The sequence below is a fragment of the Rubidibacter lacunae KORDI 51-2 genome, assembly GCF_000473895.1.
In the GTDB taxonomy this organism is placed as follows: domain Bacteria; phylum Cyanobacteriota; class Cyanobacteriia; order Cyanobacteriales; family Rubidibacteraceae; genus Rubidibacter; species Rubidibacter lacunae.
Genome location: NZ_ASSJ01000070.1, coordinates 1 through 12,720 on the forward strand (window position 1 = coordinate 1; position 12,720 = coordinate 12,720).

Annotated in this window: 9 protein-coding genes and 1 tRNA gene; 8 read left to right on the top strand and 2 right to left on the bottom strand. The window is 56.5% G+C overall.

Annotated elements, in window-relative coordinates:
* Positions 1–129: 129 nt before the first annotated feature.
* Positions 130–200, bottom strand: a tRNA-Cys gene (locus KR51_RS11800).
* A gap of 400 nt (positions 201–600) precedes the next feature.
* Here KR51_RS11800 and cpdA point away from each other — a divergent pair.
* The 4 genes from cpdA to KR51_RS11820 all read left to right on the top strand — a co-directional run bounded on the left by cpdA (position 601) and on the right by KR51_RS11820 (position 5,256).
* Positions 601–1,398: a 3',5'-cyclic-AMP phosphodiesterase gene (gene cpdA, locus KR51_RS11805; protein WP_022608035.1), complete on the top strand. Its 798-nt coding sequence runs from the start codon at positions 601–603 to the stop codon at positions 1,396–1,398.
* 240 nt (positions 1,399–1,638) lie between these two features.
* Positions 1,639–2,718 (top strand): magnesium-protoporphyrin IX monomethyl ester (oxidative) cyclase, encoded by a 1,080-nt coding sequence (acsF, locus tag KR51_RS11810; RefSeq protein WP_022608037.1) that lies wholly within the window; start codon positions 1,639–1,641, stop codon positions 2,716–2,718.
* Positions 2,719–3,116: 398 nt separating this feature from the next.
* A complete protein-coding gene (locus tag KR51_RS11815; RefSeq protein WP_022608039.1) occupies positions 3,117–4,142 on the top strand; it encodes an NAD-dependent epimerase/dehydratase family protein in 1,026 nt (341 codons plus the stop codon).
* A gap of 88 nt (positions 4,143–4,230) precedes the next feature.
* Positions 4,231–5,256, top strand: coding sequence for a class I SAM-dependent methyltransferase (locus KR51_RS11820; RefSeq protein ID WP_022608041.1), 1,026 nt, complete (start codon positions 4,231–4,233; stop codon positions 5,254–5,256).
* 490 nt (positions 5,257–5,746) lie between these two features.
* Here the strand turns inward: KR51_RS11820 and KR51_RS11830 are convergent, their stop codons facing one another.
* Positions 5,747–8,323: a sigma 54-interacting transcriptional regulator gene (locus tag KR51_RS11830; RefSeq protein ID WP_022608046.1), complete on the bottom strand. Its 2,577-nt coding sequence runs from the start codon at positions 8,321–8,323 to the stop codon at positions 5,747–5,749.
* A 320-nt stretch (positions 8,324–8,643) separates the two neighbouring features.
* Here KR51_RS11830 and KR51_RS11835 point away from each other — a divergent pair, with 320 nt between their 5' ends.
* The 4 genes from KR51_RS11835 (at position 8,644) to KR51_RS11850 (ending at position 12,672) form a co-directional block, all read left to right on the top strand.
* Positions 8,644–9,627 (top strand): alpha-ketoacid dehydrogenase subunit beta, encoded by a 984-nt coding sequence (locus tag KR51_RS11835; protein WP_022608048.1) that lies wholly within the window; start codon positions 8,644–8,646, stop codon positions 9,625–9,627.
* A gap of 121 nt (positions 9,628–9,748) precedes the next feature.
* Positions 9,749–11,167: a protein translocase subunit SecD gene (gene secD / locus KR51_RS11840; RefSeq protein ID WP_022608050.1), complete on the top strand. Its 1,419-nt coding sequence runs from the start codon at positions 9,749–9,751 to the stop codon at positions 11,165–11,167.
* A 64-nt stretch (positions 11,168–11,231) separates the two neighbouring features.
* On the top strand, positions 11,232–12,182 hold the full coding sequence (gene secF / locus KR51_RS11845; protein ID WP_022608053.1) for a protein translocase subunit SecF: 951 nt from the start codon (positions 11,232–11,234) through the stop codon (positions 12,180–12,182).
* A 58-nt stretch (positions 12,183–12,240) separates the two neighbouring features.
* Positions 12,241–12,672, top strand: coding sequence for a hypothetical protein (locus KR51_RS11850; protein ID WP_022608055.1), 432 nt, complete (start codon positions 12,241–12,243; stop codon positions 12,670–12,672).
* Positions 12,673–12,720: the final 48 nt, after the last annotated feature.

Consider the following 12,720-nt stretch of genomic DNA (forward strand, 5'->3'; position numbering starts at 1 on the left):
TTCCATAAGCTCTCTGCCTCCTAAATTCGTTTTGTGGACTTTTTCAGCAAACCCTAGGTACGAGCGAGATCGCCCAAAAAGGTCTCAGGGCAAGGGGTTCACTACCGAACCTCTTGCCCTGCTTGTTAAAGGCGGCACCCAGATTCGAACTGGGGATAAAGGATTTGCAGTCCTCTGCCTTACCACTTGGCCATGCCGCCATTGCGTGCATAATCATAGCAAATCTTCACCCGTCCGCTACCCTCGCAAGCGATCGCCAACGGGCGTGACCGAGATTACGGCTGCTATTGCCCGCGCGCAAAGGCAACCATGAGGTTGTGAAGTTAAGTTGGGGGTGTTGCCGAACGCATTGCAATACGGCACACTTCAAGACCCAGAGGCGGCTCCGACGAAAGTATGAAGAAATACTAAAACGAGTTCTGTTTTCGAATTCCTCAGGCTTCAGAAATAGAGCGGCAGGAATGCCGAGCGCATTATCAGCTCAAACTAAACATCAGCATATTTTTCGTTCTTACTGACAAATCCCGTTTCCAAATTGCTCTCGCAAGCCACCTCATCCGTTCATCGTGCGCTCGCCATTGCTTCGCACTCGCTACCACAATGCCTGCTGCCACTATCAACGTCGCACAAGTTACGGACACACATCTCTTAGCAAAAGCTGACGGCGAGCTTCTCGGTCAACCGACCGATGCATCTCTTGAGGTTGTAATTAAGCGGCTGCATGCGTTGAGACCGCGATTGGACCTACTGCTGCTCACCGGCGATCTATCTCAAGACGGCTCGATTGCGTCCTACCAGCGTCTCCAGGACGCAATCGAGCCACTCGGCTTGCCAACCTTCTGGGTGCCGGGAAATCACGACCAGCATCTCGTCATGCAGCAAGTGTTACGCCGCCCGCCCTTCTCTACCGAGAAATCATTTCAGGTCGGTGGCTGGCAGTTCGTACTGCTCAATTCGGCAGTGCCCGGTTGCGTCCACGGGTATTTTTCTGATGAAACCTTGGTTTGGCTGGACTGCCAGCTGGCTGGTGCGCGAGCACGCCCGACAATGCTTGCATTTCACCATCCACCCTTTGCCGTCCATTCGCGCTGGATCGATCAAAGCGGGTTGCACAACCCCGACGCCTTTTTTGCCGTCCTCGACCGCCATCCGCAGGTGCGCTTGTCAGTCTTCGGGCATATCCATCAAGATTACTGTCGCTGGCGGCGCGACGTGTGTTACGCGGCCAGTCCTTCAACTTCGGTTCAGTTTAAGCCACGTAGCGATCGCTTCTCGCTCGACGATATCTCACCGGGATTCCGCATGTTGACCCTGCACGCCGACGGTTCCTTTGCCACCCATGTCGAGCGCGTAACCTTCAACCTACAACAGCTCGACTTAGCAGCACACGGATATTAGCACGCCGCAACTAGTGCAAATATTGCGGCAATTGGGATCTGCTCAATCACCGCAATATTTGTAACGGAGCATTGCAGAAATCGCCACTGCAGTCTGTGGCTGTTGCAAGTCTTAACAGGAATTGGGGTTTGTGCCTCCGGTGCGGATAGACTGAGGCCATCCTGGGGGCATTCATTTTGCTCTCGATGGTGGTGCCAACCAGCACCGCAACTCGTTCGCCTGGAGACAAGGCAGACAACAATGGTCGACACGCTTAAAAAACAAGCCGAATTTACGGAAATGCGTCCGGGAGTGAAAGCACCGGCTGCCGAGACGCTCTTAACCCCGCGCTTCTATACGACAGACTTCGACGAGATGGCGCGGATGGACTTGTCACCGAATGAGGACGAGTTGCGAGCGATCTTGGCGGAGTTTCGGGCCGACTACAACAAGACGCACTTCGTTCGCGACGAGGAGTTTGCACAATCCTGGGACCACATTGACGGCGACACACGCCGCTTGTTCGTAGAGTTCCTGGAGCGCTCCTGCACCGCAGAGTTTTCCGGTTTCTTGCTCTACAAAGAACTCGGACGGCGTTTGAAGAACACAAAACCCCTGCTGGCCGAGTGTTTCACGCTGATGTCTCGCGATGAAGCTCGCCATGCCGGCTTTTTGAACAAGGCGATGTCCGACTTCAATCTGTCGTTGGACCTTGGTTTCCTCACCAAGAGCCGTAAGTACACGTTCTTCAAGCCAAAGTACATCTTCTACGCCACCTACCTGTCGGAGAAAATCGGCTACTGGCGCTACATCACGATCTATCGCCATCTAGAGGCGCATCCGGAGTGCCGCATCTATCCGATCTTCCGCTTCTTCAAGAGCTGGTGCCAGGACGAAAACCGCCATGGCGACTTCTTCGATGCGGTGATGCGAGCGCAACCGCACGTGCTGACGGGTTGGCAATCCCGGCTGTGGTGCCGCTTCTTCCTGCTGTCGGTGTTTGCGACGATGTATTGCAATGACGTTCAGCGAGCGGATTTTTACGCAGCGCTGGGATTGGACGCCCGCGAGTACGACAAGCACGTCATTCAAAAAACCAACGAGACGGCCGGGCGCGTGTTCCCGATCGTGCTAAACGTAGATTCGCCGGAGTTCTACGAGCGCCTGGAAACCTGCACCCAAACCAACGCGAAACTGGACGCGATCGTGTCGTCGTCGGTTCCAGGTTGGTTGAAATCACTTCAGAAGCTACCGCTCTATGCTTCCAACGGCTGGCAGCTAGCGAAGCTGTTCTTAATGAAGCCAATTAACGTTTCAGCGCAGCATGGTGCCGTCCGCTAGTTTGTCAGGCTAACGTCTGTAGGGCATTCGAAAGTTCACTCCAAACGATCCTCTTGCACAGCAGGGGGATCTTTTTTCTGCCTCAGCTCATCGACGATGCCAGTTGGGGAGCTGGCGCGGACATTTCAACCCAGAACTTTCCTTGGATCTAATACCAACTCTAGGAAGTGCTGCGACAAATGGCAGCTCGGGAACTTTTACTCCCGGGGCTCGATTACACAATCTGTCGTAGGCATTCTGCAAATTGGTATAAACCACCATCCTAGAAATTTTCCTGATGCTTTCTTAAGCTTGAGAACCCTGCTTTTGAGGTCGGGTGCCAACTCATATCGGTGTCGGGCCGATGGCATGGCAAAATTAGGAGCACGATCGCGCGCGGAGTCAAGACACACAAGAGCATGACAGTTCTCGTAACCGGTGGCTTAGGCTTCATAGGCGGACATCTCGTGGATTTGCTTTTGGAGCGCGGCACGTCCGTCCGGATTCTCGACCTCGCCAAACCGGACGTACCGAAACCCGGGGTCGAATACTGGCAGGGGTCGATCGTTGATGCCGAGCTCGTGCGCTCGGCCGTATGCGGCGTCGATACAGTTTTTCACCTCGCTGCCAATGCCGGTTTGTGGTCCCCGTGCAAGCAAGACTTCCTCACCATCAACCAAATGGGGACGCGCAATATTATGGACGCGGCGATCGCCTATGGTGTTGGGCGCGTCGTTCATACCTCTACCGAAGCCATCCTCAAGAGCAACCGCCAAGGTCAACGCCCGTCGCGCGGCGAAGGTACGGCAACTACAGATGAATCAATACGTTTGCGGTTTGAAGACATGCTCGGTCCATACTGCCAGGGCAAGTTCCTAGCCGAGCAAGAAGCGTTTGCAGCAGCAGAGAAAGGCTTGCCCGTCGTTGTCGTTAACCCGACCGTGCCCCTCGGCCCGGGCGATCGCCGCATCACTCCACCCACTCGCATGGTGCTGGGATTTCTGAACGGTAAGTATCCGGCGTTTCTCGAAACCACGATCAACGCGATCGACGCCCGCGACGTAGCGCTTGGACACATTCTGGCTGCTGAGAAAGGTACGCCGGGCGAGCGGTACTTACTCGGAAGCGAAAACCTCCGCATGAGCGAGCTGCTGGCCGTGCTGCACGATCTAACGGCATTGTCCATGCCCCAACGGCGCGTGCCCTACTGGTTGGCATTGGCAGTCAGTTACGTTCAGGAATTCATTGCCGATACGCTGACCAAGCGTCCACCCGCTGCCCCCCTAACCGGCGTTCGTCTGGCTGGGACGCACCTGCATTTCGACAATCGCAAAGCCCGCGTGGAGCTGGGGATGATTTGTCGTCCGGTTCGCCTAGCCCTCGCCGACGCGATCGCCGACTACCTTCAACGCGGCTTACTCGAACGCCAGCCGATACAGCAGTAACAACCACTGCCACCATTAACGGGACCGGGGAGGCACTTTTTCACTGCGCTCATCCGTTCCCCAACCGCACCCGCAGGTACTCGTCGCGATGCCCGTTCCAACTACCGATCGATCGCTATCCCAAGCTCTACAGCAGATTGCCGCTGTCTTCGATATCGATGCGCTCCTACAACAGCACCACGATCGCCAATCGAGATCGGCGCAATCGCAGACGATCGATCCGATTTCCGAGCCGATCGCCTCAGGAGCAGCTCTGAAGCAGGAAATTGTGCGGTACTACCAACAAAGCGAAATCGGCTACCGGAAATATCATTCCCAACAGGGCAGCATTCACATGGCGATCGACGATGGTACTCGCTACGAACCGTCAGGGTACTACACGCAACCGAAACAAGTTGCAGAACACGTGCGAGCTTTACAGGCGCGATCGGTGCTGGAAGTTGGTTGTGGGAAAGGTTTCAACAGTCGATTTCTAGCACAAACGTTTCCCGACGTGCAATTTCTGGGACTCGATCTCACGCCGCTGCACGTGCGGCTTGCCAGTCGAGCTGCCCGCTTGTACGAAAATTTGCAGTTTCGCTTGGGCGATTTCAACCAAACGGGACTGGCGGCTAATGGTACCGATCTCGTTTTTGGGGTCGATTGTTTGTGCCACGCAGCAAGTGTATCGGCAGTTTTGACAGAACTCTACCGCGTCCTGCGACCGGGCGGGCGCTTGACGATCTTCGATGGTTTTCGCCGACCGGGATTCGACCGACAAACCTCCGATTTGCAAACAGCATCACAGCTTGTAGAAATCGGGATGGCCGTACCGATGGGTTTCCGGACAGTAGAAGCATGGCTTGAGGCTGCCCGATCCCTGGGCTTTACAGCCGTCGAAACACGCGATCGCACCGCTGGCATTTTGCCAACGCTCGATCGCCTACAAGCGCTGGCTCTGCGATTTTTCAAGCATCCTTGGCGCGCACGGCTGCTGAAATTTTGGATGCCCCCTTACCTCATTCGTAATTCCGTGGCAGGTCTGCTTATGCCGTATACTTGCACACTCGATTCCGGCACCCACAGTTACTACCAGCTAGTTTTAGAGAAGTCCGCTGCACCGAGCGATCGTTGATGCCGATCTTTGGTATCTTTGCTTGATGTCTCTATACTGGGTGGTCGAGGCAAACTGGTCACTTTCGGATGCGTTAATATTGTCGCTCGAACGGTCGACCTACAAAGTGTTTGTCTTGTCGGATAAACTTGGCTCGCGTTCTCCCATTGGATCGGCCTTAGATTCCGCAAGAGCCCATCGGATGCACAAAGGCAGTTCGATCGCGAAGGCATTTAGCAATTCTGGCAAGGATGCTGCACCTTTCTATTGCAAACATGTGGTCGTAGCTGATGCCATAGCGATCCCAGTCAGGAATAAGATATTTGTAGCACTGTTTTACTGGCGGATTGTAATGCCAATCGCTTTCATTACAAACCCGATCTTTTGAATCGAGAGCAGCCATTTGGAATTCGTGACATGCCTCTACTACCAAAAAGGAGCTTGGGACAAATGCGAATGCGGAAAATGAGATTACTGTATAAGTAAACCATCGCACAGCGATCGCGATCCTTCACGAACCTACGACGATCTTCCAGAATGAAACGCCCAGCAAGAGTGTTACGAGGTGCTGCGGCCACAACAGGCTTAGCGGCTGACGGGCAATGGTTTGCGTCAAGGCGATCGCCAATACGACACCGGTAATTAGTGTCATTCCTTGTAGAAAGGCAATGACAGCAGGGTCAGCGGCAACGGCAAATTGACTGCCGCCGCCCAGTCCAACTGTTGCGAAGGCAACTGGCACCAACTGACCGCCTTCGATCAGCCCCAATCGCAAGTAATGGGCTAAGTTTGCTGCAAGCACGAGCGGTAAGTAACCGTATGCCAGTTCCACAAAAGCCCGCGGTTTGGGATGGACTTTCTGAGGAGAGAGTTGCTGCGAGAGCCAAAGATTACCTCGCACGATCGCTTGCGCGATAAATGGAGCAAGTGCGGGCAACCCGAGTGCCGCTATAGAAGCAACTACATGTACCCAAAAGCGATCCAGCTGCCAGCTGACATCCAACATTGCCTGCAATTCCGACAAGCGATGTAAAAATACCACATCTAGCAACAACAACATTAGGGCAACTTCGTACGCACGGGGTTGGTGTGTTGTCCATAGTTCCATGCCGGGCGGACGCAAATTGACCTCCACCGATCGGTGCGGGCAGGCTTTTAAACAGGTCATGCAAAGCACACAATCGCGGTTGTCTTGGAGTTGTGCCGGATGCGAGTACAGCGGGCAGCCGTTCGTTTCTTGACCTTCACCTTTGCGCGGACCCCCTTTGTAGCATTGGTAGGTCGTGCATTCTGCCGAACAGGTCCCTTGCTGAGCGCGCAGCTCGGTTATTGCCAGTTTGGCGAACATCCCATTCATTCCACCGATCGGACAAAGATAACGACACCAGAAGCGCCGCTCGAATAACAGCGAGAAGATGGTTGCTCCAGCAGTGATCAGCAATAGCAAACATGCCGAAAGGTAAGCCGTGTCTTCGAGGTTCCACAGCTCTTCCCATAGCAGAATCAGAGCGAACAGACCGAACAAAAACCATCCCCCCCAGCGTTCGGCTGATTGACGCGGCCAGCGCTTGAGTTGGCGCGGGAACATCTGCAGCGATAGCTTTTGAGCGAGTTCGCCGTAGATTGCAAAGGGGCAAATCGCGCACCACAACCTGCCGACGAAGGGAAAGCCAATTAGCACCACCGGCCACCACCACGCCCAAAACAAATTCAGCCCGACATTTTCGGACCGCGTTTGCGGCCCTAGAAATAGGATAGCGACGGTCAGGGCGAAGGCCGGCGCGACGACCCAATAATTGAAGCGCTCGGGATACCAAATACTTTTCAGGAAGCGGCGGAAACTGGGATAGGTATCGAGTAGGTTCAACCGCAGCTGTTTTTTCTTACTCTGGGAGGGCCAGACAATTTCTTCGGTTAATTCTTCCCGACTATCTAGCTGGACGATCGCGCGGCGGATTAGGTTTTCCAACTCCGTCAAGTTATCGGGAAAATCGTAGGCTTGCAAGCGGCGGATGGCTTCGGGGGCAACGCGAGGTTTGGGTCGTCCTTTCCCGCGCCAGATCAGGTTGATGTAATAGTTGACTTGGTCGCTGAGGTCGGACTTGCGAACGCGCAGCGGCGGGACTTTGATCGAACGGTTCACCAACTTATCGAGCTGAGGAACGGCCCGCTCGGCAATGAGAATCGTGCGTGCCTGCGCTGGTTGCGGATCTCCAGGGAAATCGCCCGGTCGGGCAATGGGAGTGTAGGTTCCGGTTGCAAGCCAGCGAGCGATCGCTGGCATCAGGTCTTCATCTAAGTCCTGGATATTATTGAGCACGAGCGTGCCCGTTCCCAACGCGGCAATGATTCCAGGCTTGCCACCTACCCGCCCGAAGAGCTCCGCGCCACTCGTTTGGAGGGTTCCGCAGTCGAGTTTGACAATCGGCTCGCGGCGGCGGCTCGACCCAAAGTGAATCAATGCGGCGATGTTGTCTTTGCCGAGACCCGGTTCGCCGATAATACGCGTGGAGTCGCAACTCTCTGCAGTGTGATTGACTTGTTGGCGCAGGCGGACGGCATAGCGACTTTTGCCAATGATGCCCCGGCGCGCCTTCGTCACGAGATAGGGACGCAAGATGTAAGCGCGCTCTTGTTGGTCGCTCAGTTGCGAAGATAGCTGAGCGACTTCCTCGGCCAGCTGCTGCGTAAACACCTGTGAGATCGCGGCAAACTTGGCGTTCAGGGCCCGGAACTGCTCGGCGGATAGCAACCAAAGCTGACAATCGCTTAAGGTCGAAACGGTTTCGCGGGATGGCTGATCGAGCAGCAATGCCTGGAAGTTCAGGAGCGCGCCAGGCAATAGATTCAAGCTCGGCGAAAGATGCCTAGTTCGCGCGGGGCGCAGGCGATCGGGCGCATGAGTTTCGAGCCGTCCGGATTGCAACACGAATAGCCCGATTGGGAGCTCGCCAGCGGTGACAAGCGTCCGTCCGGCCGGCACCTTACGGGACTGGAGTAAGGGGGCGATCGCGGTCAGGACCTCCTGGGGTAAGATGCTCAGCGCCGTTCGCTCTTGCAACCAGGTGACGCAATCGGAGGAAATCATGGGTGAGGCGCGATCGCTGCGCGGAGTCCTGTGCCCTTATGGTAGTGCAGGGATCTCTGGGGTCCTTGCAAAGATAGCAATTTCGAGACCGGGTGCGAGTTTGCCCCGGGCACACGATTGTGCCGCTGCTTAAAGGGAACCCAAGCATTTCTTGCTTTGGCTTTCAGGGGGAAGTGCCGAGCGTCTGCCAGTACAAATGCATTCGTTGGTAGGCTCAGATAACTCGCATCGCTGACATGCTGCACGTCCGCCAAACTAAAGGGTCCGAGCGGCGATGATAAAATCGCAAATGCCGTATTAGTAGTGTCGAGAGAGCCGGAATGGCGGAGACGATTTTTTTTAACGCCCTGCGCGAGGCAACTGATGAAGAAATGGCGCGCGACGAGACCGTTTTCGTCCTAGGCGAAGACGTCGGTCACTATGGCGGCTCGTACAAGGTCACGAAAGATCTTTACAAAAAATACGGCGAGCTACGCCTGCTCGACACGCCGATCGCCGAGAACAGTTTCATGGGAGTCGCCATTGGTGCTGCGATGACCGGCTTGCGGCCGGTTGTTGAGGGCATGAACATGGGATTCTTGCTACTCGCATTCAACCAAATCGCCAACAATGCCGGCATGTTGCGCTACACCTCCGGCGGCAACTTCAAAATCCCCATCGTGATCCGCGGTCCCGGTGGGGTCGGCCGCCAACTTGGTGCCGAGCATTCCCAGCGCCTGGAAGCCTATTTCCAAGCCGTGCCGGGCTTAAAAATCGTTGCCTGTTCGACGGCCTACAACGCGAAAGGCTTGCTCAAAGCTGCCATTCGCGACGATAATCCCGTGTTGTTTTTCGAGCACGTCTTGCTCTATAACCTCAAAGAAAACCTGCCCGACGGCGAATACTGGCTGCCGCTTGATAAAGCCGAAGTTGTGCGCCCGGGACGCGATGTGACGATCCTGACCTACTCGCGGATGCGCCATCACGCGCTGCAGGCACTCAAAGAAATGGATGCTGCGGGCATCGACCCCGAGATTATCGACTTGATTTCCCTCAAGCCGCTAGACATGGAAACGATCGCGCGTTCGGTGCGCAAAACCCACCGCGTCATCATCGTCGAAGAGTGCATGAAAACCGGCGGCATCGGAGCCGAGCTGGCCGCCCGTATCAACGAGCAGCTCTTTGACGAGCTGGACGCGCCGGTCGTCCGCCTTTCCTCCCAAGACATCCCAACGCCCTACAACGGCATGCTCGAACGCCTGACGATCGTGCAGCCATCGCAAATTGCCGAAGCCGCCCAAAAAATGATGGCGCTCCAAGTCTAGACGGATGTCCCGGTCCGGCGCGCGCCCGACTGTCGGGAGTCGCATCCCAGCTACAATTGCCCGTCCTATTAGACCGCTGGCTTCACCGCTCCGAGCACCAGATCGCCTAGAGTAACCTCCTATGCAACGACAGCGCTTGACCTTCGGCTTGATGCTCGTCCTCGCGATCGCCGCGATTGTCGTGCTTGTCAACCTGCCGCTTTCACTCGGTTTGGACTTACGCGGCGGCGCACAACTCACCGTGCAGGTGCAACCGACCGACGAGATTCCGAACATTAATAGCGACCAGCTCGACGCGGTGAAAAGCGTCCTGGAGAATCGAGTGAACGGATTGGGCGTTGCCGAACCCGTGGTGCAGACAGTCGGCGAGGACAAGATCGTCGTGCAGCTGCCGGGCGTTAGCGACCCCGAACAAGCCGAGCGCGTCCTCGGCGGGACCGCTCAACTCGAGTTCCGCGAACAGCTACGCGATACTGAGGACGCCTTTGCGCAACTGTTCAGCCAGCAGCGCCTCCTGCTCTTCGAGATCGACCAGCTGCGTGCGGCTGACAACCCCGATCCCGAAGCGATCGCCGAAGGAGCCGACGCACTTGAGGACGCCAATCGCGCCTTACTGCCTCTGTTTGGCGAAGCGCTGTTAAGCGGACGCGAGCTGCGCGACGCCCGAGCCGAGCCGCTCCAAACCGGAAATGGGTGGCAGGTGACACTGCGTTTCAACCCCCAAGGGGCAGACGCCTTCGCCGAGCTGACTCGCAACGTGGCCGGTACCGGACGCACGCTCGGCATTTTCCTCGATGACGTCCTCGTCAGCGCGCCCTCGGTTGGGGCTCAGTATGCCGATCGCGGCATCACCGGCGGCAGCGCAGTTATCAGCGGCAACTTCTCCGCCCAAGACGCTCAAGATTTGGCCATTCAGTTGCGTGGCGGTTCGCTACCGCTGCCGGTGGCGATTGTCGAGAATCGCACCGTCGGTTCAACCCTCGGCCGCGACAGCATCCAGCGCAGCATCTACGCCGCCCTAGCCGGGCTGCTATTGGTGTTGGTGTTCATGGTCGTTTACTACCGCCTGCCGGGCGCGATCGCCAACGTTGCACTAACGATCTACGCGGTGCTGACCCTGGCAGCTTACGCGCTCGTCGGCGTGACGCTGACGCTGCCGGGGATTGCCGGATTTATCCTCAGCATCGGCATGGCCGTGGACGCGAATGTCTTGATCTTCGAACGCACGCGCGAGGAACTGCGCGCCGGGAAAACCCTATACCGCGGCGTCGAGTCCGGTTTTTACCGGGCTTTTTCTAGCATCCTTGACAGTAACGTCACCACGCTGATTGCCTGTGGGGCGCTGTTCTGGCTCGGATCGGGACTGGTGCGCGGTTTCGCGCTCACGCTGGGGATCGGTGTTGCGATCAGCATGTTTACCGCATTGACCTGCAGCCGCACGCTAATGCTCATTGCCGTCCTCGGCTTCCCCAGTGTCCGCCGCAAGCCCGAGCTATTCTGCCCGAAACTGTCGCTCGCGGCTAAAACTGCCCAGATGTGACCTCGTTCTGGACCCTAGAACCCTCACAGAATCTACTTCACCGGTGCAATGTGCCCGATCGCCCATGAAACTTAGCGTTATCAAGCAGCAGCGCCTCTGGTGGACGGTCTCTGCCGTCGCCGTTCTCACCTGCGCGATCGCGATCGGTTTGTGTCTCGTGCGTTTTAACGCCCCGCTACGACCGGGTCTTGATTTCATTGGCGGTACGCGCTTGCAACTCGCCCGCGACTGCTCCATATCTGCAAACTGCGACGAAGCGATCGATGTTGCTGCCGTTCGGCAATTGCTCGACGCGCAAGGGCTTGGCAACAGCAGCATCCAGGCCGTTGGCAAGCGCCAGCAGGAGTTAATCGTTCGCACCCGTACCCTCGATGTGGACGCGCGCGAGCGCCTTCAAGGCGAGCTGACCGAGGCGATCGGACGCTTCGATCCCGCCCTCACTCAGATCGATACGGTCGGACCGACGATCGGGCGGGAACTTTTCGTGTCCGGGGTTCTGGCTCTAATGGTGTCGTTTTTCGGCATCGTGGTGTATCTCAGCACCCGCTTTCAGCTCGACTACGCGATCTTCGCCATCCTGGCACTGCTGCACGATGTGGCGATCGTAACCGGCGTTTTCGCGGTGCTGGGGCTGGTAGCCGGGACAGAAGTTAACAGCCTGTTTCTGGTGGCGCTGCTGACGGTTGTTGGTTTTTCAGTCAACGATACGGTGGTGATCTACGATCGCATTCGCGAGGTGGCCAATCAGCGCGAAGACGACACGCCATTCGGCGCGATCGTCGACGATGCGGTGAATCAGACGCTAACCCGTTCTATCAACACGACGCTAACAACGCTGCTACCCCTGCTGGCGATCTTCTTTTTCGGCGGCGAAACGCTCCAGGATTTTGCCCTAGCCCTGACGATCGGGTTTGCGTCTGGCGCGTATTCGAGCATTTTTCTGGCAAGCACTCTGCTAGCCTTATGGAGAGAGCGTCAGCCAGCGACTGCGATCGCGACCTCGGACGAAACTTGACCTCACTCGCAAGATGTCCGGAGTCTATTCGGGGCAATTGGGCGAATGCCGAGCAATAATGACTGACTTTTTGGTTCGGGAGCGCACTAGCGAACGTTCGCCGGCTGCAGCGTGCCACATTTCGTTCGATGACCACGTCGAGCGCTTGCATCGCTTTACGGTGACCTGCCGCTGGGTGGTGGTCGGGACATGCTGGCTGGTTCTTACGCCCCTAGCATTGTGGGCCATGCGCGGTGAATTCGACCTCTGGCATTCGCATTTCACCTTTGCAGCCGTACGCTACGCCCTACGATACAACTTGCCGTCGACTTTAACGCTTTCTTTCTGTTTGGGCTTCACTACAGCCACGCTGATGTGGCAAAGCCGCAACATTCTTTTCGGCTGGCCGCTGCGCTACCGTCGCGGTTTGGAAAAGCAGGTACGCTACATCCTTGCCTGCGGACCCCAGCACCCCCTTTGGCGTTGGACAGTCGGCAAGCTGCTGCAGTAATTTGCGAAGCAACCGGTCGATAGACGCAAAATTAGGACGCAAGATTGA